The organism is Ruegeria sp. SCP11, assembly GCF_040329455.1.
Classification (GTDB): domain Bacteria; phylum Pseudomonadota; class Alphaproteobacteria; order Rhodobacterales; family Rhodobacteraceae; genus Ruegeria; species Ruegeria atlantica_E.
The window spans coordinates 25949-48011 of sequence record NZ_JBDZYG010000011.1 but is presented as its reverse complement, the minus strand read 5'-3'; the positions used below and the strand labels follow the sequence as shown (position 1 = coordinate 48011).

At 53.8% G+C, this 22063-nt stretch carries 18 protein-coding genes and 3 pseudogenes; 10 read left to right on the top strand and 11 right to left on the bottom strand.

The genetic code is table 11. The features are described from left to right. Nucleotides 1–6: 6 nt before the first annotated feature. Nucleotides 7–681 (bottom strand): phosphatidylserine decarboxylase, encoded by a 675-nt coding sequence (locus ABLN94_RS16890; protein WP_170496074.1) that lies wholly within the window; start codon nucleotides 679–681, stop codon nucleotides 7–9. Between the two features lie 238 nt (nucleotides 682–919). Here ABLN94_RS16890 and ABLN94_RS16885 point away from each other — a divergent pair. Beyond that, nucleotides 920–1555 (top strand): annotated as a pseudogene (locus tag ABLN94_RS16885) (IS6 family transposase). Nucleotides 1556–1624: 69 nt separating this feature from the next. On the opposite strand, the pseudogene ABLN94_RS16880 reads toward ABLN94_RS16885, so the two are convergent. From ABLN94_RS16880 to ABLN94_RS16845, 8 genes and pseudogenes are all read right to left on the bottom strand, one after another. Continuing rightward, nucleotides 1625–1782 (bottom strand): annotated as a pseudogene (locus tag ABLN94_RS16880) (transposase); the annotation flags it as partial. Nucleotides 1783–1978: 196 nt separating this feature from the next. After that, entirely contained in the window at nucleotides 1979–3673 is a 1695-nt protein-coding gene (locus ABLN94_RS16875; protein ID WP_352994473.1) for a phosphate ABC transporter substrate-binding/OmpA family protein, read from the bottom strand. Between the two features lie 165 nt (nucleotides 3674–3838). Further along, on the bottom strand, nucleotides 3839–4729 hold the full coding sequence (locus ABLN94_RS16870) for a type IV pili methyl-accepting chemotaxis transducer N-terminal domain-containing protein (protein WP_352994471.1): 891 nt from the start codon (nucleotides 4727–4729) through the stop codon (nucleotides 3839–3841). A 53-nt stretch (nucleotides 4730–4782) separates the two neighbouring features. After that, the gene (locus tag ABLN94_RS16865; protein WP_352994468.1) at nucleotides 4783–5628 is read right to left on the bottom strand and encodes a type IV pili methyl-accepting chemotaxis transducer N-terminal domain-containing protein; all 846 of its coding nucleotides are present in this window, start codon (nucleotides 5626–5628) and stop codon (nucleotides 4783–4785) included. A gap of 658 nt (nucleotides 5629–6286) precedes the next feature. Further along, nucleotides 6287–7084, bottom strand: coding sequence for an HpcH/HpaI aldolase/citrate lyase family protein (locus ABLN94_RS16860; RefSeq protein WP_352994466.1), 798 nt, complete (start codon nucleotides 7082–7084; stop codon nucleotides 6287–6289). After that, nucleotides 7078–7914, bottom strand: coding sequence for an FAS1-like dehydratase domain-containing protein (locus ABLN94_RS16855; RefSeq protein WP_352994464.1), 837 nt, complete (start codon nucleotides 7912–7914; stop codon nucleotides 7078–7080). Before ABLN94_RS16855 ends, ABLN94_RS16860 begins: the two co-directional genes overlap by 7 nt. A gap of 1 nt (nucleotide 7915) precedes the next feature. Beyond that, nucleotides 7916–9010, bottom strand: coding sequence for a CaiB/BaiF CoA transferase family protein (locus tag ABLN94_RS16850; protein WP_352994461.1), 1095 nt, complete (start codon nucleotides 9008–9010; stop codon nucleotides 7916–7918). Then, nucleotides 9010–10170, bottom strand: a complete 1161-nt coding sequence (locus tag ABLN94_RS16845; protein WP_352994459.1) for an acyl-CoA dehydrogenase family protein — start codon at nucleotides 10168–10170, stop codon at nucleotides 9010–9012. Before ABLN94_RS16845 ends, ABLN94_RS16850 begins: the two co-directional genes overlap by 1 nt. Nucleotides 10171–10277: 107 nt before the next feature. Here ABLN94_RS16845 and ABLN94_RS16840 point away from each other — a divergent pair, with 107 nt between their 5' ends. The 7 genes and pseudogenes from ABLN94_RS16840 (at nucleotide 10278) to ABLN94_RS16810 (ending at nucleotide 17565) form a co-directional block, all read left to right on the top strand. Beyond that, nucleotides 10278–11204, top strand: a complete 927-nt coding sequence (locus ABLN94_RS16840) for a LysR family transcriptional regulator (protein ID WP_352994456.1) — start codon at nucleotides 10278–10280, stop codon at nucleotides 11202–11204. A gap of 112 nt (nucleotides 11205–11316) precedes the next feature. Continuing rightward, nucleotides 11317–11695, top strand: a pseudogene (locus ABLN94_RS16835) (IS6 family transposase); the annotation flags it as partial. 589 nt (nucleotides 11696–12284) lie between these two features. Continuing rightward, nucleotides 12285–12524 carry a hypothetical protein gene (locus ABLN94_RS16830; RefSeq protein WP_352994453.1) on the top strand — a complete coding sequence of 80 codons (240 nt, stop codon included), beginning with the start codon at nucleotides 12285–12287 and terminating at the stop codon, nucleotides 12522–12524. Between the two features lie 234 nt (nucleotides 12525–12758). Then, nucleotides 12759–14192, top strand: a complete 1434-nt coding sequence (locus tag ABLN94_RS16825) for an NfeD family protein (RefSeq protein ID WP_352994450.1) — start codon at nucleotides 12759–12761, stop codon at nucleotides 14190–14192. Beyond that, nucleotides 14189–14956 carry a slipin family protein gene (locus ABLN94_RS16820; protein WP_217357843.1) on the top strand — a complete coding sequence of 256 codons (768 nt, stop codon included), beginning with the start codon at nucleotides 14189–14191 and terminating at the stop codon, nucleotides 14954–14956. The genes ABLN94_RS16825 and ABLN94_RS16820 overlap by 4 nt, the downstream gene beginning before the upstream one ends. A 608-nt stretch (nucleotides 14957–15564) precedes the next feature. Further along, entirely contained in the window at nucleotides 15565–16050 is a 486-nt protein-coding gene (bfr, locus tag ABLN94_RS16815; RefSeq protein WP_170496209.1) for a bacterioferritin, read from the top strand. A gap of 759 nt (nucleotides 16051–16809) precedes the next feature. Continuing rightward, entirely contained in the window at nucleotides 16810–17565 is a 756-nt protein-coding gene (locus ABLN94_RS16810; RefSeq protein WP_352994723.1) for an SDR family oxidoreductase, read from the top strand. 215 nt (nucleotides 17566–17780) lie between these two features. On the opposite strand, the gene ABLN94_RS16805 is transcribed toward ABLN94_RS16810, so the two are convergent. Both ABLN94_RS16805 and ABLN94_RS16800 read right to left on the bottom strand, forming a co-directional pair. Further along, on the bottom strand, nucleotides 17781–18881 hold the full coding sequence (locus tag ABLN94_RS16805; RefSeq protein WP_352994447.1) for a hypothetical protein: 1101 nt from the start codon (nucleotides 18879–18881) through the stop codon (nucleotides 17781–17783). A 322-nt stretch (nucleotides 18882–19203) separates the two neighbouring features. Further along, nucleotides 19204–20118: a LysR family transcriptional regulator gene (locus ABLN94_RS16800; RefSeq protein WP_352994444.1), complete on the bottom strand. Its 915-nt coding sequence runs from the start codon at nucleotides 20116–20118 to the stop codon at nucleotides 19204–19206. Between the two features lie 144 nt (nucleotides 20119–20262). Here ABLN94_RS16800 and ABLN94_RS16795 point away from each other — a divergent pair, with 144 nt between their 5' ends. Further along, on the top strand, nucleotides 20263–20757 hold the full coding sequence (locus ABLN94_RS16795) for a TRAP transporter small permease (protein ID WP_352994441.1): 495 nt from the start codon (nucleotides 20263–20265) through the stop codon (nucleotides 20755–20757). Continuing rightward, nucleotides 20754–22052 carry a TRAP transporter large permease gene (locus ABLN94_RS16790; protein ID WP_352994438.1) on the top strand — a complete coding sequence of 433 codons (1299 nt, stop codon included), beginning with the start codon at nucleotides 20754–20756 and terminating at the stop codon, nucleotides 22050–22052. The genes ABLN94_RS16795 and ABLN94_RS16790 overlap by 4 nt, the downstream gene beginning before the upstream one ends. Nucleotides 22053–22063 lie beyond the last annotated feature (11 nt).

Sequence of the window (22063 nt, the reverse complement as noted above, 5' to 3'; positions counted from 1 at the left end):
AGATACCTACTTTTCTTCGGGTCTGTGCAAACTTGCAAGGACGGTTTCTCCGGCAATCATCGTCTGTCCGACACGCACCTGCGGCTCCACGCCATCTGGAAGATAGACATCCAGCCGAGATCCGAACCGGATCAACCCAAACCGCTCTCCGGTTTGCAGCGCGTCGCCCGGTTTTACAAAGCAAACAATCCGCCTGGCGACCAGGCCGGCAATCTGGACAACGGCCAGGTCCCGACCATCCCCCATTCGAATACGCAGGCTGTTGCGCTCGTTATCGGCGCTGGCCTTGTCCAGGGATGCGTTGAAAAACTTGCCGGGGCGGTAAGCAACAGCGGTTATCTCACCTTCAATGGGCGTCCGGTTTACATGGCAATTGAAGACACTCATGAAAACACTGACACGAGTGAGAGGCGTGTCAGGCATCCCAAGCTCATTTGGGGGTACCGCCGCTTCGATGAGTGAAACCACTCCGTCCGCAGGGCTGACAATCAGCCCTTTTCCTGTCGGTGGCACGCGTTCCGGGTCGCGAAAGAAATAGTAACACCAGATCGTGAGCCCGACGCCAATCCAGCCCAGCACATCAGACAGAAGAAACAGACCGACCGTTACGGCAGCAAAAATTGCGACAAACCGAATACCTTCCGGGTGCATCGGTTTGATGAACGTATCGCGCATGCGCATTGCAAACTTTTCCTCAGGTCAATTGACGGCACTTTCATAAGTGGATTGGTTTAGAACGCAAGCGTGACCAGTACGGCCAGCGTCAATCAATGGTAGAGTGTTACAAGTTGGTTTTTGCGGATCTGTTGCAAACTTTAGCCCATCGACTCTAAGTCCGCATGCGGGTAGATAACTTTCGTCATCACTAATCGAAAGTGTGTTCCTTATTTCTTTCAAAGGCGCGTAATATCCCAAGGATGTGATCCTCATTTTTTGCTGTGTTCTTCTATGTCCGATACGGCGTGTCATATCGTGACTTGGAGGAGATCATGGCCGAGCGCGGCGTATCGGTAGATCACACCACGCTGAACCGCTGGGTGACACGATACTCAGGCGCAATTTCCGACGCAGCGCGCAGACGTAAAGAATCTTGTATTCGATCATGGCGAATGGACGAAACTTCCATAATGGTAAAGAGACCATGGGTTTAGCTTTGCCGAGCTGTCGACAAATACGGCAATACGCTTGATTTCATGCTTTCAAGACGTCGCAACAAACCGACCGCCACAAAGTTTTTTGCCAGGATGCTGGAGGTCAATGGCTTCCCGAGAAAGATCAACAGCGCCAATACCGGCGGCATCAAGGCGATTAAAAAGATGGTGAGAAGCTTCGGCTGTCCAATCCCAATCAAGATGGTCAGGCGAAAATACCTCAATAACACCGTCGTACAGGACCATCGTTCCATAAATAGACGCACTCGACACATGCTGGGTTCAAGGCATTCGCCACAGCATCGGCAACGCTCGCGGGTATCAAGGTCGCGCACATGATCCGCACGGGGCAATTCACGCCCAGACTCGGTTCGTTCAAACAATTCACTGAACTGGCTGACTAAGTTCTTTGTGATCTCCAGAACAACTTGAAGCGCCCAAAACTATGCAGTGGATTCCTTGTGCGCGCGGCATTCACAAGCCGCGTCTCGCCAGCGTAAGCCATTGCGATTGATGAAAATAATTTCACTAATCACCTGTTTGTTATCAACACTAGGCTTGCCGTGCGATTTCGGAAAAAAGGGGCGAGCTATGCCATCTGCTCGTCGGTCAGCCAATAATGGTTGCCTATGTCACCACTCATTTCCCGAGCCGTGAATCAAGCAGAGCAGCGAAAATCAATGCATACTGAATCTAGGCCCCGAAATTTACGACACATCCCATTTTGGTCGATGTCTTCATCCAAGGCTAACAGCGCGGTAACGACAGTCAGACATCTTGGCGATACCGCCTGCCTCCGCCCAAAACAGGCCCTTGCCCTCACGTGATCAAGAGCTTTCGGGCACGCGAACCCAGACTTCAACGCGACGATTGCTGGCCCGGCCTTCATCGTTGTCATTGCAGTCGAGCGGCATCTGCTCACCGAAACTCAGTGCCTGAATGTTAAACCGGCTCAGCCCATCAGCAGCAAATTCATTTGCAAGCACCTCTTTCACAGCTTCGGCGCGTTGTTGCGCAAGCCGCGTATTCTGCCCCGCATCACCCACGCTATCGGCAAAGCCAACAAGCAGAAGTTCCAGCCCGTCAAATTCGCTGTTGCGCAGCCGGTCTGCCAGATCGTGGATGTTCAGCACCGATTCCGCGTCCAGGTTGCTGGAGGCATTGTCAAAGCGGAACGTGATGGACAGGCGGTCCGCACTGCGCAGCTCTCGCATCATCGACGAAAATTCATCTCCGCTGAAATCCGGTTCCACGGCAGCGGCGTGGATCAGCGCAATGCCCATGTCCTGAATCTTCATGCGCTGAAGCCGGGCGCTGGCAAAGCCTGTATCCTCAAGCACGGATTGTGCGGCATCTGTCTGCGTCCATTGCAAGAAATCATCGGCAACTGGGTGCAGGTCCTCTTCTGCGGCATATGCAAGGACAGGGCGCGACAGTGGATAGTTGTTGATTTTCAGATCGAAATTGGACGGTTCTGACATAAGCCCGCAGGCTTTACGAATGGACATCATGTCCGCCCCGTCACGCTTTACCTGCACACGATCAAGAAGACCAAGTGCGGTGCGATCTGCGCGGACGGAATTGATCAAGCCCTGCGCACTGGGATGAAATACTGTATCCGCGGCCAGGGGGCCATCAGGGTTGCCGGAGGTCTTCTGGTAAAAGAGCGCCGGTTTATCCCCTTCCAGCAAATGAAGTGTAACCGGCGAATTGCCCCCGCCCAGATTTTCCCAGGACCGCAGGTCACCGGACAGAATGCCCGCGATTTCTTCAATGCTCAGGTCCCGGACAGGGTTTTTGTCACCGGCAATCAGAACGCGACTGTCAAGTGCAAGCATAAACTCCCGCTCAGTACCTGCAGCCGTGTTGATCCGCTGGTCTGTGATCGTGATATCCGGAGCGAAAACGGATTCAGCCGCGTCGGAAGGCTGCATGTTTATCTCGGCGACCACGGAACCGTCCTCACTGCTCAGAAGAGTGACAACAGAACGACCGGGGGATTGCTCGTCAATCAGATAGCGAAGCCCACGCTCGCGCGCATATTCGCTTAGCAATGCGGGCATCATGAATTCAACTGCGTTGGTTCCGCCAAGCACAGCGACCTTCGGATCATAAAGATTCAGATCCGGGCAGGCGGCGCCAACGCAGTCTACCCGGTCTGTGGAAAGCTGAAAGCTGCCGAGCGGGGTCTCAATGACATAGTAGCTGTCGCTGTAATCAACCAGTTCCCCCAAAACCTCGGTTTCATCGCTCCGGGAGACCAACGTCACTCGTGTGTCGACAACCTCTTTTTCAGGTTCCACTTCCGCGATAGTCCCGTCGGCTCCGGGACAGCCCGCTCCGGAACATGTAAGCATCGCAGCATAAAGGGTCAGTATTCCCAAATCTGTCTGCAGAACATAGATGGCCCCGTCATACTCTAGAATTACACCGCGGACACTCGTGCCGCCGTCATGAGTGGTGAGTTCAACTTCATTTGCCGGTTGCGCGATTGCCTCAAGAGCAAAAGCAGATGCGAACATGCTGGCGGCCACAAACACTTGTCTGGAATTGTGCGCCAGGAATGATTTTGAGATCCAGGAAGCATGAGACATCTGATTTTACTCCAAATTTCGCCTGTTGGATTCGCCGAAAGATCGGGTGGCTGGGAATTGGGCTGCACCCGCAGCAGCCCCCGATGGATGCCTTCAATTCGAAGAGGATTGCGTCGTGTAAAGGGCAACTGCCTCATTCATGCGCTGCAGCAGCGGTTCACTGTCGCGAGCAAGAACGGACAGATCGCGGTCTGACAGAACTTCGCCGTTCACCGCACGTTCCAACAGGCCTTTAACCGGATTCCACAGTTCTTCGACTTCGCGCAGTTTTCGGGCGATTTCCGGTGTTGGCGGTGCGATGACGCCAATATCCTCGAAACCGTCCTGCAGCGCAGACAGCGAGGTATCAAAGAGTTCAACCGTATCGGCCAAACGCGCCGCCTGCTCAGACGGATCTTCCGCCGACTGCATCAGACAGGCCTCTTTCACTGCTTTTTGGGTCAGCATGCGCTGACGCCCGGCGATATCAACGGTGATAGCCAGATTCAGAGAAACTGATGCCGTTTCAGAGGCATAGGCCCGTGCCATTTTATAGACTGCGATGTTCATGAACTTCAGCACCCGCAGGCTTGCGCTGTCGAGTGCATCCAATTCCGCATTGGCAATAGTGGCATTGTCGATGCCGGTTTCAATGATTGCCTTATAAGCGGCCCAATGTGAATCAATCGCCCCAAGCGCCCCGATGACTGTGTCATTGCTTTCAGCATCCAGACCCAGATCTGAGTCCCCGTTGCGCAATCCCTGGTCCGATTGCAAAAACAGGTCATAGGCTTGGGTCATCTGGTCAAAAGACGTGGTGAACCCCACATCCCGCGCCATTAGGCAGGCGGCTTTGGTTATCCGTTGGGTCAGCATACGCTGACGGCCTGCAATATTCACACGATGTGTAACCTGATCCACATTTGTGCTGTCCTGTGCAGTCGAGGTCTGGGGCGCAACTGTTGCGCAGACCAAGAGGGTTGCGGTCAGAACCATTCTGATCATTCTTATGTCCTTTTGTGCTGAAAAGTGCCTGTCTCAGGTCGTTTTTGTGTGGGTCATCTGTACATGATGACGGCTTCGTTCATCGTGCGCAGAAGAGGTTCTGTTTTCCTCGCAAGAGCGGCAAGATCCCGTTCCGTTAGTTGTTCTCTGGCAACCGCGCGATCGAGGATCTCTTTCACTGGCCCCCAAAGATCGGACACTTCTCGTAGTTTCCGGGAAAGCTCTGGGTTGGACGGAGGAATAATGCCTGCGGAAGGAAACCCTTCCAGAAGGGCCACTAGTGAGTGGTCAAATAAGTCTATTGTCTCAGCCAACCGTGAGACCTGCACAGCGGGGTCAGTCGCGACACGCATCAGGCAGGCTTCTTTCACAGCCTTCTGTGTCAGCATACGCTGACGTCCGGCGACATTGATAGTCATCGCAAGGCCAAGCGGAACTTCCGGGGTTGCGGAAGCATATGCTTGCGCAGTTGTGTAAACCGCAGCATTCATAAACTCGAGAACATTAAGGCTTGCTTTGTCGAGGACTTCGAGATCCGCACTTTCGATTGCTGCATTCTCGATCCCGGCGTCAACGATATTCCGGTAGACTGTCCAATGTGGGTCAATCTCTTCTAACGCAGCAAGGACAGCGCTGAATTCTTCCGGGGCCAGCCCGAACTCTGGGTCCCCTTTACGCAATGCGCTATCTGAACGAATGAACAAACTGTGTGCCTGGGTCAGCTGGTCATAAGCCGTGGTTGTGCTGATGTCCTGAGTCATCAGGCAGGCCGCTTTCGCCATTCGCTGCGATAACATCCGCTGACGTCCCGCGATGTTGATCCGGTTTGTTGCCTGCGCCGCAGACTCTGCCGACACTGTCGTGGATTGCGCAAACAAGCCTGTCGGAGCAACCAGCACCAAAGCGATCGCAAGCACATTTCTTAACATCATAGGGCCTCCGGACTTACCGGTTAGGGTCTCGACTCAACCCATCATCTTGTGACGAGCGGGTTTTCTAGGTTGAGCGACTTATACAGCCCTAGGGTGATTCACCTTGACTTAAGTCATTAAGAGGTGGTGAACACATTAATTGGCTTATCTTTCTAAATTTTCGCCAGTTTCGTTGCAAAGTTTTGGACGTGCTAGGGTCAGGATTAACAACCAGTAGATGACAATTGCCGCGAGCGCGATGGCTGAGAGAAATACCGTCGGGGACTTGTCGTACCTGATCGGTTTGTAGCCTGACTTCTGCCCGATGCTCGGCTTCAATTTCTTTGCATCTGCATCAACAACTCTGGATGGCTTTGAAGTTGCTCAGATGATGTGAAAGGGCAAGTTCAGGCTCGGATTCTGCCCATTCAAACAGTTCGCGATACTAGCTGTCTAAAACCAGTAATTTACACCCCTCTTAATAAACCAGAAAAGCTTGCGACAAAGCCTACGAAAGCCCTTGAGACGGGAGAACTCTGAAAGATTGGAATTGATGCTTCGCTACACCAGCGATGTACAGTCAACAATCTGACAAAGCCATAGCCCGAGTTGTTGAAACACTTCCGACGCGTTTTAACCTGTTTCCTTATTCCGCATCAGTGAACTTCGCGGCCAGAATGGCACGGGCTCGGATGCGCACTGGCTCGTCTACCATTTCGCCGTCGACCATCACTGCGCCTTCGGCAGCTTTCAGAACTCGCTGCGCCCACTGAACCTCAACATCGCTTGGCATAAAGGCGTGCTTTACCTTGGAGATTTGGCTCGGATGGATGCATAATTTCCCCGTCATCCCGAGTGCCCTCGCATGCTCAGCATCCCGCCCGGACACCGAAGGATCGGCGACCTCGACCGTCACACCGTCAAGAGGTGCGGAAATTCCGGCAATTCGAGATGCAAGAACGAGCTCGGAACGGGCCAGGAGAAGCGCGTCGCGCTGGTGCTCACAGCCCAAATCGGCGCTAAAATCAACGGATCCGAAGGCAAGGCGCGTTACCGCCGGGGCCGCTGCGATTTCACGCGCGCAGCCGAGGCCTTTGGCTGTCTCCACAAGCGCGATAATCGGTAAGCCGGGAAGCTGCTCGGCGATTTGTTTGATATCTTCCGGGTTTTCCGATTTTGGCAGCATCACAGCGGATAATCCGCGATCCCTAAGCGCCCGCACATCATCGGCAAACCAGGGCGTGCCCATTGCGTTGATGCGCAGAATGACCGGCAAATCCGTAAAAGAACTGTCGACATTTGCGCGCGCCGCATCCTTGTCGGCAAGCGCGACGGCGTCTTCCAGATCCAGGATGATGGCATCCGCGCCCGAGGAAGCCGCTTTCGAAAATCGTTCCGGGCGCGTCGCGGGAACAAAGAGTAGTGTTTGGGCCGTATTCACCATGCCGCAACCGCCTCCATTGCAATCGGCCCACCAATAGCCGCTGTCCAAAGCTTCATGCCATCGCCGGTCGCCTCGGCGTTCAACGTGAAATCAGTGTCATCGAAGACAGGCGAATGACTGCGGAAGCGGAAACTCTTGGGCGGTGCACCCTTCAGATTGGCAGCGTATTGGCACAGCATCGTGGCCTGCATTGGCCCGTGCACGACGAGACCGGGGTAGCCTTCTGTGTCGATGCAGAACGGTTTGTCATAGTGAATCCGGTGTCCGTTGAAGGTAAGCGCAGAATAACGGAAAAGCAGTGTTGGATGTGGAGTGATCACCTTGCTATGCGTGCCGGTTTTGGCTGGTTCAGGTACCGCCTTAGTCCGCCCTTCCTTGGCCAGGTCTCTGTATACGATATCCTGACGCTCGCTAAGCACGACCCGTCCAGCCGTCGAAACCTCGTGATTGACCGTGACGAAACACAGCGCGCCGGTTCGTCCGTTTTTCTGCTGAACATCCGAAACCACCGAGTGACGTTCGACTTTATCACCTATGCGAATGCTGTCATGAAATTCGATTGCGCCGCCAGCCCACATGCGACGCGGCAACGGAACGGGAGGTAGGAAACCCCCGAGCGCGGGATGCCCGTCGCGCCCAAGCTCTGACATTGGAGCGATGGGTTGATTCAAGCACCAATGTATGAGCAGTGGAGCCCGGTCTTGCGGAGCAGTATCGGAGGGAATGTTGAACGTGGCGTCGAACTGCGCTGCCAGCGAAGGGGACAGAGTTTCACAACCGGTTTCTTCACGACCAATCCAGCTTTGAAGATATTGGATATCGACTTCCACATCAGCCTCCAACAGGTTTAAGAGCCGGGACAGCGCCAAATGTGCAGTCCTCACCCATGAACCGTGCTCCCGGAGCGGGAAACCTGACGGTTCCATTCGGGCTGGCCACACTGATCCGCCGCAAATGTGGGTGAGTGGAAAGCCCGGCCATATCGTTGACTGAAGCAAGAGCGATATTTGCCTCTGAAAGCAATGCAACCGCCTTTTCGGAGTCGTAGCGAGCAAATGCTTCGCTCACCAAAGCGTCTACCTCGGTACGGTTGCTGACCCGCGCAACGTTTGTCGCAAATCGTGGGTCTGTGCCGAGAGCCGCATCGCCAATGAATTCAGAACAAAGTTTGATCCACTCTCGATCCGATTGGATAGAAATCAGCACCGGTGCGCCACTCTTGGGATAGAACACCCCATACGGCGCAATCGACGGATGCGCTAAACCGATACGTTTGGGACTTTTACCACCTTCATAGTTCAAGAGCGGTACAGTCAGCCATTCCGCCACGACATCAAACATGGATACCGAAATTTCGGCACCGGTACCGGTGACGCCACGCCGGATCAGCGCTTCGAGGATCGCGGAATACGCTGTTGCACCGGTGGCAATATCGACAATGGAAATCCCCACGCGTGCTGGCTCGGACGGTCCTCCTGTAATCGAGCACAATCCACTTTCTGCTTGGATCAGCAGGTCATAAGCCTTGCGGTTCGCCATCGGCCCGTCTTCGCCGAAACCAGATATGGAACAGGTGATAAGCCGGGGATTCTCTTCCCGTAGGCGTTTGATGGAAAATCCTAGTTTCGCCATGGCGCCGGGCTTGAGGTTCTGGATGAGCACGTCTGCACCGGAAACAAGCTTTTCCAGTTCGGATTTGCCTTCTTCTGAAGAGAGGTCCAGCGTTACCGACTCCTTGCCCCGGTTCAGCCAGACAAAGTAACTCGATTGTCCCGAGGCGACGTCATCATAGCCGCGCGCGAAATCGCCCTCAGGTCGCTCAACTTTGACCACCCGCGCTCCGGCATCCGCCAATCGACAGGATGCGAACGGGGCTGCTACGGCCTGTTCGATGGCTACGACGGTGAGTCCCTCCAGCGGCAGCATCAGAACGACCTCGGCATGCCAAGAATGTGCTCGGCAACAAAAGACAGGATCAGGTTGGTCGAGATAGGGGCCACCTGATACAGCCGAGTTTCACGGAACTTCCGTTCAACATCGTATTCATTGGCGAAACCAAAACCACCGTGGAACTGAAGGCAGGCGTTGGCAGCTTCCCAGGATGCTTTCGCCGCCAGGTATTTGGACATGTTCGCCTCGGCGCCGCAGGGTTTGCCGGCATCGTACAGCGCGCAGGCTTTCCAGCGCATGAGGTTGGCCGCCTCAACCTCGATGAAGGCTTCGGCGATTGGAAATTGTACGCCCTGGTTTTGTCCGATCGGCCTTCCAAAGACCTCGCGGTTGCTCACGTATTCCGTGACCTTGTCCGTGAACCAATAGCCATCGCCGATGCACTCGGCGGCGATCAGCGTTCGCTCGGCATTAAGGCCTGTCATGATATATTTGAACCCTTTGCCCTCCTCGCCGATCAGGTTCTCTTCCGGGATCTCCAAGTTGTCGAAAAAAAGTTCATTGGTCTCGTGATTGACCATATTAGCGATAGGTTTGACCTCCATGCCGGATGCCATCGCGTCTTTGATATCAACGAGAAAGATCGACAATCCTTCAGACTTCTTTTTGACCTCGGCCAGCGGAGTGGTTCGGGCCAGTAGGATCATGAAATCGGAGTGTTGTACGCGGCTGATCCAGACCTTTTGGCCATTGATCACATAGCGACCATCTTTTTTGACCGCCGTGGTTTTGATTTTGGTGGTATCGGTGCCGGTGGTGGGTTCAGTCACACCCATGGACTGAATGCGCAATTTACCTTCTGCAATCAGAGGCAGGTACTTCTGGCGCTGTTCTTCCGAACCATGCCGCACCAGCGTGTTCATGTTGTACATTTGCCCGTGACAGGCCCCCGAGTTGCCTCCAGCACGGTTGATCTCTTCCATGATCACCGAGGCTTCCGCCAGCCCGAGGCCCGAGCCGCCATATTCCTCAGGGATCAACGCTGCCATCCAGCCCTCTTGGGTCAAAGCGTCCACGAATTCTTCTGGATAGGCTTTTTCCTCATCCACTTTGCGGTGGTATTCCGCCGGAAATTGGGCACAGAGCGCCTGCACGCCGTCCCGGATGTCCTGATGGTCGTCTGACAAGAAGTTCATGGCTACCCTCGGGTTTCATTGCTTTTGCGTTTCCCTAAATCAAGTCGCCATCATTGCGCAAATATATGATTGTGATAAATTCCATATAATAATTTTATGAGACTGAAGTGGACATACGACAACTTCGATACTTTTTGGAAATCGTAGAACAGGGTTCTTTAACCGCTGCATCACGTACGTTGAACGTCGCCCAACCGGCTCTATCACTGCATCTTCGCAACATGGAGGAACGGCTCGATACAGCATTGCTTATTCGAAAGGCCAATGGCGTTGAACCAACGGAAGCTGGCGAGATTCTCAGATCAAGAGCACGAAGCATCCTCAATGAATTAGAGCGAACAGAAGACGAAATTCGCAATCTGGACAAATCGCCGGGTGGCGCCGTTCGACTGGGACTGTCGGCCACGATCAGCGAAATCCTTACCTTGCCACTTATTGACGCGCTGCTGGAAAAATACCCTCGGATTACTCTGAACATCGCAGATGCAATGAGCGGTTTTGTCACCGAGTGGCTTGAGGAAGGTCGCGTGGACCTGGCTGTTCTTTACAATACTTCTGCGGGTGGTCAGACGAATGCAGACGTTCTCGTCGAAGAAGAACTTGTCCTGATACAGCCGCCGGACAAACGGATAACAAAAGATGTTTCCCTTCGTAGCCTCTGTGAGGCGCCGGTCATTCTTCCATCAAAAGGCCATGGGCTCCGCGATCTGGTCGAGTCAGCTGCCAGATCAAGAAAAATTGAGGTAAATGTGGCGATGGAGATCGATTCCTATCGCAACATTAAAAATTTGGTCACCAAGGGTTTTGGCAATTCAGTGCTGCCACTGCATGCTGTGACAAAGGAGTTGTCTGAGGGCTCGTTGACATATGCAAACTTCGCCAGATCAGAACTGCGCAGAGGGGCAATTCTAAAACGTTCCGGCACGCGTAGCCGTGCGCAGCAAGCCGTTGAAGAAACTATTCAAGAGGTCGTTGCCGATTTGGTTCAAAGCGGCAACTGGGCGGGGGCTACTTTGTCGACCAGTTTGACCTAAGAGATAGACGTCGCACGGTATTGTAGCGAAGTTTGGAACAGGTTTGTCGCTTCGGTGGGGTTCTGTTGCAATCTTTTGACCATTGACCTTTGTGGTGTTCGCGCCTGTGCGGCGAATGGATGAGACTCACATCAAGGTGAAAGGCGCGTGGGTCTATTTCTACCGAGCCGTCGACAAACACGGAAAAACATTGGATTTCATGCTTTCACGACGTCGGCATGAACCTGCGGCCACAAAGTTCTTCGCCCGAATGCTAGAATGCAATGGTCTTCCACGAAAGATAGTCATCACCAAAGTGGTGCGAACACAGCTGGTATAGAAGCTGTAAACAAGATGTTGAGGAACTTTGGCTGTCCAATCCCAATCGAGATGATTAGGTGAAAATACCTAATAATCTCGTCGAACAGGATCACCGCTTCATTAAAAGACGTACTCGACCGATGTTGGGCTTCAAAGCCTTTGCTTCAGCAGCAGCGACGCTGGAGGGGATCGCCTAAGTCAGACCTGCCCGCTGAAGCAACGCGTTGCGTTCAAAACTTCACAATAGATCCGCCACCGGTCCAGCCGTCGATCAGATTCTTGCTGATCTCAGAACTCAAGATATCATTTCGACAGCCGGCTCATTTTCTTCGGGCGGATGGGAAGTTTCACTTGAAGTCAATGGCGATCTGACTTCGGTGCCCTTCTAAAATAAGTAGTATCGGGCTTTGAACAAAAGCACCCCATCGGAATCTCGTTCGAGTTTTCGACCTTTCAGGAATAAGTTGTAACACAGACGATCAACAAAGCGCTCGCGAATGTTGGCCAGACCTTTGTTGTCGTGTTTCTGGTTATCTTCCTATTCCGTGGTCTGCGTCTCGCCTTGGTAATCGCAAGCATTGTTCCGTTTGCCGTTATGTTCTCATTGATCGTGATGGTTCGACGGGGGTGGACTTTGAGAAAATCTCGATTGCATCTGCGATCGTTTCGCTGGGACTTCTGGTGGATAACGGTCTGGTCGTGGTCGAAGAAATCCAGAAACAGCTTGAACTTGGGAAATCTCCTTAAGAAGCGGCAACTCACACGGGAGGGCAGTTCTTTGTGCCGTTGGCTGTGGCCTCGATCACGACGGTTTCCGCCTTTATCCCAATGCTCATTCTGGAAGGCCAGGAAGGCGAGATGGCCTTTTCGCTTGGCGCTGTTGTTGCGTTTATGCTGACCGGGTCCTGGCTGCCGGCACATTATCTGCTGCCACTGTTTGCAACACGGATCTTGCGGCCTGCGCCCGAAAAAGCCCGGGAAAACTGGCTGGAACATCGCACCATGTTCATCAAACGTTAGAACAGATCCAAGAGCCATCAACCCAACGAGTTCGTTGGACAGTGTTCACGAGTTCACTGGAACAGGTGGACAATTGAGCCGCGGAGCAAGAGATGACGGTCCTCTGCGAAGGTGTGAGCCAGAAAGCGCAAGACGATATCTTGGTGGCAAAAGTCACACCCAAATCTGACCCGGCTTTATCCACAATTTGAGCAGTCGGCGGATCGTTCTACATTGTGTACTGGAGAAGCGAATATGGAGCTTGTGAAGCAAAGGTTACGCCTCCTTTGCCTCATCATCCTGGCCAGTCTGGCAGCAGACGGGTCAAATGGCCAGGCCGACACGGCAGAGGCAATCGAAAACAGGGTGCTTTACACGGTGATCGAAGGCCCAATTGGGCCGGCAACCGTGCACCATGTTTCACGTGTGATTGAGCAGTCGCGCAATCAAAACACCTCTGCAGTCATCTTTCAACTAAACACTCCCGGTGGGTTGGCCGATGCAATGCGAGAGATCATTTCCGAGATTCTCTTGGCGCCGGTTCCGGTTATTACTTACGTTGCTCCGCCCGGCGCCCACGCAGCAAGTGCGGGAACCTACATCCTGTATGCCAGTCATATCGCCGCGATGGCACCGGGCACCAATCTTGGTGCGGCCACTCCGGTAGCGATTGGCGGTTTGCCCGACGGATTGCCTGGGCAACCGCCCGATTCAACGGACGAAAAGAATGGGGAAACAAATGGTGACGCGTCCGATGACCCGCTGGCGCCCAAGGATGCTATGTCGGCCAAGGCGACAAATGACGCCGCTGCCCTAATCCGCAGTCTGGCGGAATTGCACGGGCGAAACGCGGACTGGGCTGAGAGCGCGGTGCGGCAGGCCGAAAGTTTGTCCGCGGCGCAGGCCCTGGAACTGAACGTTATCGACCTGATGGCTTCGGATCTTACCGCGCTATTGCGTGATGTGGATGGTCGCAGTGTTATGATGGGTGAGGCTCGAATAACGCTTGAAATCTCTGACCTGCCTGTGGAGCGGATCGAGATGGGTACAGTCACTCGAATTCTCAGCATTCTGTCAAACCCGAATGTGGCGCTGGTGCTTATGATGCTTGGCGTTTACGGCCTGATCTTTGAGTTCTGGAACCCCGGCGCGATTGTTCCCGGCGTCGTCGGTGCCATTTGCCTTACACTTGGGCTTTATGCGCTCAATCAGTTGCCACTCGATTATGCCGGGCTGGCGCTGATCGGCCTCGGGGTAGCGTTCTTGGTTGCCGAAGCCTTTTCTCCAAGTTTCGGGGTTCTGGGACTTGGCGGGATAGTCGCCTTTTCGCTGGGGGCTGCGATGCTTGTGGATACAGATGTCGAAGCCTATCGCGTTTCGTGGTGGCTGATCGGAGTCATGGCACTGGTCAGCGCGTCAATCCTGGCTGTGCTTTTGGGCTACACAATTCGCACCTATCGGCGAGCACCGGTGTCGGGGGCGAACCGAATGCTGGGGGCGAAGGCTCGTGTGCTCGACTGGTCTGGCGGAGCCGGGTTTGTCTGGGTCGAAGGTGAACGGTGGCAGGCCCGAGGCCTAACCGACCTGCGGCCCGGGCAAATCGTATACGTCCTGGGTATCAACGGTCTCACGCTGCGCGTCGGGTCATCGACCGGCAAGAAATCAGAGGCTCGCGAAGGAGTACGATGATGGAAGCATTCCAGTTTGAATGGATCGCCTATCTCATCCTGATGGTGCTGGTGTTCCTGTTCCTGCAAGCGGCTATCTATATCTTCCGGGAATATGAGCGGGGGGTGTTGTTCACGCTGGGGCGGTTCACAAGGGTCACGGGGCCTGGGTTCGTTCTGATCATTCCGGTGGTGCAGCAGCTTGTGCGCACCGATTTGCGGATGTTCGTCGAAGATGTACCCAGCCAGGATGTAATCAGCCGCGATAACGTCTCGGTCAAAGTTAATGCAGTAATCTACTTCCGCATCGTGGATCCGCAGCGCGCCATTATCAACGTGGCCGATTTCAGGGCCGCGGTCAGTCAACTGGCCCAGACAACGCTACGCTCGGTTCTGGGCAAACATGAGTTGGACGAGATGCTGGCCGAACGCGACAAGCTCAACGCGGACATTCAGGAGATTTTGGACCGCCAGACGGATGCCTGGGGCATCAAGGTCGCGAATGTCGAGATCAAGCACGTGGATATCGACGAAAGCATGGTACGTGCCATTGCCAAACAGGCCGAGGCAGAACGCCTGCGACGGGCGCGCGTCATCAACGCGCAGGGCGAATTTCAGGCTGCATCGAAACTGGTGGAGGCTGGCAAGTTGCTGGCGACACAGCCGAACTCCATGCAGTTGCGTTATTTCAACGCCCTTAATGATATTGCAACTGACGGCACAACGACGGTCGTATTTCCGCTACCCATCGATCTTCTTCCCAAATCTCAAAAGAAAGACAATTAAAACTTTTTGCGGACTTGCCTCAGTTAGAGGTGGATGTGACTACACCGAACAACGGGAAAATGGAGGCTATTCTGGGCGGCACCGATGTTCTCGGGCGCCATGTGGTTCGGGAATTGCAGTACGCGGGGGTTCTCCGTCGGCATCGCAATGCGTTATCCTAAAAAGGTTGATCGGAAGGTATGTGTCGCAAACTTTGGGGTCTCGTTGACGAGCATGCGTAATTTGGCGTTTGTTCTCGCCGAATAGTTTTCGAACAGGATCACCGTTTCATTAAGCTGCGAGTCCGGCACATGTGCGGGTTCAAGTCTCTTTAATCTGAGTCTGCCACCTTGGATTGGACCGAAGTTGCCAACATGAATCGAAAAAAGTGAAAGCCCGGTAGATGCGGTCAGCACGACCCCGGGATCGGGCCAACCTCGTACCCGAAGCTAATACGATCAAGCTTTGCCAATTCCCTGATTAAATCCAACAAGAATCGTCGGGATTTCGGTTAGTTAGCTGAAGGTAAAGGGCAATCTGCAGATTTTGGAGCTATTCTAAAAAATGTTAAGATCAACCACCGAAAACTTCGTCCAATCAAGACGGTCATGCAGCCAGGGAGACCAGTTATGAAGGGTGACAAAAAGGTACTCGACTATCTGAACAAAGCGCTTCGGCACGAATTGACAGCTGTCAGCCAATACTGGCTTCACTACCGCCTCCAAGATGACTGGGGACTTGGGAGCATGGCCAAAAAAAGCCGGGAAGAGTCCATCGAAGAGATGGAGCACGCCGACAAGCTGATCGAGCGGATCATTTTTCTTGAAGGCCATCCCAACCTGCAAAAACTGGACCCGCTGAAGATTGGCGAGAACCCACGTGAAACTCTGGAATGTGATTTGGCCGCTGAGCGAAGCGCCCGTGCCCTCTACAAGGAAGCACGAGATGTGTGCAAAGCCGCAGGTGACTATGTTTCCATGGGTCTGTTCGAAAGTCTGATGTCAGACGAAGAAGGCCACATTGATTTTCTCGAAACGCAATTGGACCTCTATGACCGCGTCGGGCCCGAGTTGTTTGCTCAACTGAACGCCACCAAGATGGAAGAAGCCGACTGAATTGCGGTGAGACCCGTTGGCGTGTGGATTTCTGAAATGCCTAGGCAGATTGTAATGGCAATACTGTCACTCGGTGAGTTCGGTCGGTTGGGTCTTGGATTTGGGAAAGCCGCTAGACGAAAAAACGCAGATAGAAATTCTTAGTAACCTTGCGGACCACCACCCGGCGTCAATAGCGCTTCCTGCTTCGTTTGGTGAAGAAATCAATGTCGCTTTGGCAAAGACCCTGGATGTACTCTGAGAGCGAGGTTGGATTGACTATGACATTCAGTTCTACAGACACGGTCCGGCCCCATTCCCGCATTCAATCGCCATCACGGTCGACGGTTTGAACCACTTGAATAAAGCTATGAGCAAGTCCTGAGCTGCAACTCCGAAGACAAGTGGTTGTCTTAAGGTGACGACACATTTCGGGACTCTTCTCCGTAGTGCTCTGCAAGACAAAGCGCACCAGGCAGGCGCGCTTTGAAGTCTTTGGTGCTTCAAGTTGTTACTGCCAATTGGCTTCGTTCAGGTTTTTTGCGATGATCACATTGTGCGCAATTTCAGCGAGGTCGATTGTATCCGGTTGGAATACACTCAGTGTTGCGCCGGAACCCGACAAGCTCACACTCGGGATACCCTCTACCACCTACGGTTTTCTACCGATCCGTTTCTTGCGCATCCAATTGAAGCCGCTCAAGACCCGCAAGAAACGGGTCGCTCAATGCTCACGTCGTTCTCTAGTTGATAGGTATGCAGCTACAGAAAGGCATAATCATGGAACTTAGAGGCAAAACCATTATCGTTACCGGGGCAAGCAGTGGGATAGGCGCTGCGGCAGCACTTCTGTTTGCCTCAGAAGGAGCGAATGTCGTATTGGGCGCTCGCCGTGAGGCCCAACTGAACACAGTCGTCGAACAGATTACCCAAAGCAATGGGCAAGCTGTGTGCCTTGCGGGTGACGTGACCGACGAAACATACTCCAAAGACCTTGTTGATCTGGCGGAACGGCAATTTGGTGGTCTTGATGGTGCATTTAACAATGCTGGCATTATCGGCGAGTTAGGGCCAATTCCAGAAATGGAAACAGTTAACTGGCAATCTGTACTAGCAACAAACCTCTCCAGCGCGTTCTACGCGGCAAAAGCGCAAATCCCGGCTATGGAGAAACGTGGTGGAGGATCTCTTGTTTTCACTGGAACATTTGTTGGTTACAGCAATGGGGGTATGCCGGGCATGGGAGCCTATGCTGCATCCAAGGCAGGTTTGATCGGGCTCACACAATCGTTGGCATCTGATCATGCAACGAGGGGTGTCCGTATCAACACTGTATTGCCAGGTGGCACAAAAACCGACATGGCTGGTGACGATCCTGCGGCGCGCGACTTCATTGCCGGATTGCATCCCGTGAAACGCATGGCAGAGCCAAGGGAAATTGCTCAATCGGCGTTGTTCTTGTTATCGGACAGAGCAAGCTTTGTGACAGGTTCTTCGCTAGCCGTTGATGGCGGCATGGCGATCCGCTTGCTTTGAATCTCGGCTGTTGGCTGCTGTGTGGCCAACTTCCGAACGGTCGGTATTTCTAAAGCCGTACAGATAGTTTGCGAAGTTCCGCTTAGCGCCGTTCGACGACTAAGAATAAGAAATTCTATCTTACTGATAAAGGTTGATTGTAGAGGCAGCATAGCTTGTGACCCATCGTGACGTGGGGTGGCTCAGCCAGTCATGTCTGTGAGTTGAGGTTCTCACTATTTTCTACGGAGAACCACAACGAGGTGCCAAACTTCGCAAGCGTATTTGTTCGTTTCGCTCTCATAGAGATGTGTGAGGCGATTGTAGAACTCTGCCATGAGCTGATCGAGATGCTCTGAGTTGACGCAATTGGAGCCGAACAAATGCGTTCTTAAAGTGGAATCACCAAAGGCGCGGATGTACCCGACATACTTTTCAGCATAGGTACCAGGCTCTTGAATATGGTCTTCGAATATGTCGCTGGCTTTGGTCGGGGCGGGTTCGACGCTGATGCGGCAGATTTCGAATGCTGCTTTTAGTTCGGGGTTTTTCACAAGAGTATGGCGCGCCTCGGCCTCGGTCATGAACCAAAGCGAAAACAAAAAGGACTCCAGGCTTTCGGGGCTGATGAGGCCATCCTCTGCCATTGTCTGGGCGGCAACATAAATTGCGCGATATATGCCGCGCCCGGAAGCGGCAATCCCGTTCTTCTCGGATGTGTCGGGGAAAGAGCCAAGTGTTCCGACAACTAGGAATCCCCCGGCGCGAATTTCCAAGGCGCGCTGAAGCAAGAATTGGGTCCAGTCTTTTTGCGCAATCCGGTCGACAATACGCCGCGCATCACTTTGCAGATCGGCGAACCAAACGGTTCCGGCAGAGTCCAGTTGAATGCCTTGGCTCAACCAATGGCTCGCGAAAATGCAAGTCCCGATGGAAACCGTCTCGGATGATGTGACCTGATCGTAAAAAGACCCGATGGCGGCTTCGGTGCGGATCCCCTTGGCTATATGTGCGTAACCATCCGGGCCTAAGACCAGTTCGAACAAGGTGTTCCAGTCGTTGCCAACTTGATCGGAATGGCAAACGACAATGGGGGTATCGCTGAATTTCTCCAGACAAGCCTCGATTGCCGGTTTGACCATTTCGATGGAGTTGACGCCCGGCCCGCACCCATAGTCCACGATTTTGAATTCGGTGCCGGGCGGGTCCATTGAGTGCACAAGCTCTCGAACAAGTGGGGACAACAGGCGCACCAACTGTAGTTGGGCAGAGGAATTTTCGTTGTAGTCCAACATGCCTTCGGTAGATTTACCCGATTGCTTTTCCTTGTCCGTCATTGTTCTGGTCCTCAAGTCGCGCCGGGCCATCAAATACCAAAACAATACGGTTTCCGCCGCAAATTGTCAGGTTAGTCCGCTGGACGGAAGCACCTCTGGGTCTTGCAGCATTGATTGGCCGTGACAGTGTCAGCAAAGTCGGGCGCTACAGCCGTCGAACACCAATTTAACGCTAAATGCGCGGTGAAAGAGCTTCGCGCTAAGCGATCGCATTCCAAGCCGCTAATTCCACTAATTGTTTGAAAGGACAGACTTCGATTGTGAACTGGCCTTTGGAGCTCATATCAAACACTTTTTTCTATCCAGTGTCGCGGAAGTTGCTTCAAAACTGTTTGTTTACACGGTCCAATGCCGCCTCCAATTGCAGAACAAATTCATTTGCCAACGCAGAGGGGGGACGGTGCGCCGGTCGCATAATCGAGACGTTTAGAACGACATTGGGGCGGAACGCCCGGAAGACGACGGGTCTCGGCTCAGGTCGCATGTTGACGTATCCAGCTGCAGTAATCGGATCGCAGATACAGTAACAAAGCCCTTTTTCCACCAGAGTCAAAGCCGGGTGAAAGGTTCTGAGTTCGAAGCGTTGTTTGAAACTGGCGTTTTGACTGGCGAATGCTCTCTGGGTCGCGACTAGGTTCGGATGTCCGTCTTGCAACCCGGCCATAGGGCGCCCCGACAGATGGCGGGCTTCGACTGTGTCTAGCCCGGCCAGCGGATCATCTGCCGGGATGGCGCACACGCATCTCATGTCGAAATCGACAGTGTCAATGGCCGCAGTGGGCTTCGGAGTTTCACCCAACCCGATGTCATATTGCTGAGAGGCGACCCATTCCTCGATCACCGGTGACGCACGCATCATAAGCGACGCCTTCACATCCGGCTTGTCCAACAGAAACTCGGCCAGGATCTGAGGCATCAACAGACTGGCGGCGGCTGGCATACAAGCGATGTTCAGGCGGCCCTTAGTCAGTGCACCGATCTCTCGCATTGTCCGGGTTGAAAGCGACAAGCGATCTAGGATCGCTTCGGCTTCGGTGATGAAGTACTGAGCTTCGGGGGTAGGGGCCATTTTACCGCGCTGACGGCGGAACAGGGCGATATCCAACTCGGCCTCGAGGTTTGCGATCAAAGCACTGACTGCCGGTTGGGTTCGACCGAGGATTCGAGCGGCATCGGATACTGAGCCCGTCCGCATGACCTCGCGAAAGGCCTGTAACTGGCGAAAACTGAGATTCATTCGACTTTGATAATCCTAAACTTTTTCAAATAGTATAAATTAACTTTATTTTATAATCAATTTAATCGTTTTGACTTGATGAGCCGCGTTCGCAATTTTCCCGCCACGAATGCACCACTTGCATTCGCTATGACGGAGGGGGAAATGACACGTTTTTCAAGTGTCCTGCTGACAGTCCTGATCTGCCTGGTTGCTCTTGGGCAGTTCGTGCAGGTGATTACCCGGTATGTGCTGGAAATCCCGGTCATGGGGCTGGAAGAGAGTCTGCTTTATCCCACTCTGTGGCTGTACATGCTGGGGGCGGTCAACGCCTCCCGCGAGAACACGCATATTCGGGCCAATGTACTTGAGATTTTCCTCTCCACCGAGCGCCAGCATCAGGTTCTTGCAGTCATAGGTGAGGTCATCAGCCTGATCGTTGGTATCTGGCTGACCACTTGGGCTTGGGACTTCACCAAATACTCAATGCGCGTCTGGCGCGAGAGCCCGACGCTGTACCTGCCGACCTTCTATGTCGATGTCGCTTTGTTTGTCGGGCTGGTCCTGATGATGACCTTCACCGCCTGGCACCTGCTGATGCATTTGCGCGCGCTGTTTTCCCCTGTCGCCGAACCCGCCGTTGAAGGAGGTCTGAAATGATCGAGATCGCGCTTTTAGCCGTATTGGTTCTGGTCATCCTGCTGACACTTGGCGTTCCTCTGCCGTACTGCTTCGGCGCGGGTCTGATGGTGATGTATTTCGCGGGCGACGTGGTCATGAAGGGCAACATGCTGTGGGGTTTCCAGCAACTTGGAAATCCGGTGCTTCTGGCCATTCCACTGTTTGTTTTGGCGGGGACGATCATGTCCGTGTCCGGCATTGCGGCAAGTCTTCTCAACTTCGTCAACATCTTCATCGGCCATCTGCGGGGTGGACTGGGCGTTGTGGCCACCGTGTCCTGCGCGCTGATCGGTGCGATCTCTGGATCGGGCCTGACCGGTGTTGCTGCGATCGGACCGCTGCTAATCCCCGAAATGGAGAAACAAGGCTATCCCCGAGAATACGCAACGGCGCTGATCGCGAACGCATCGCTCTTGGGTCTATTGATCCCGCCGTCCGTTACAATGATCGTCTATGGCTGGGTGACCGATACGTCGATCCTGGCCTGTTTCTTGGCAACGTTGGGACCCGGCCTTCTGATCATGGCCAGCTTTTCGGCGGTCAACATCCGTATGGCCCGCAGGTTTCCACTGCAACTGAACGAGCCCCTTAAAGGGACGGCATTTATGTCCGAAGCGACCCAGCGCGGATTCAAAGCCACGCCCGCCTTGCTGATGCCCGTGATCATTCTCGGCGGTATCTACGGCGGCATTATGACCCCGACCGAGGCCGCCGCCGTGGCCGTGATCTACGCGATCCCGGTGGGCTTCCTAATCTACAAGGGGCTGGATATGCGCACCTTCTTTGGTGCTGGCAGAGAGGCCGCCACTTCGGTTGGCGCAATTATGCTGATGATCCTGTTCTCGATGATCCTGAGCCAGATGTTTGTATTGGAAAGCGTGCCCCAGGCGATTGTCGAGGCGATCTTCTCGGTGACCGAAAACAAAGCCCTGCTGCTGGTGCTGATCAACATCCTGCTGTTTCTCGTTGGCATGGTGGTGAATGACGTGACCGCCATTATCCTGATCGCACCGCTGCTGCTGCCCTTGATGCAGGCTATCGGTGTCAGCCCGATCCAGTTTGCCGCGATCATGGGGGTCAACACCGCGATGGGAGGTGTCACGCCGCCTTACGCCTCGATCCTGTATCTGGGCGCGCGCATCGGTCAGGTGCCGGTCACCAAGGTGATCCGGCCCGCCATGACCCTGATCCTGCTGGGCTATCTGCCCGTCGTGTTCCTGACCAGTTTCTGGCCGGACCTGTCGATGTGGCTGCCCCGTTTCTTTGGCTACTAAACCGCCCACTT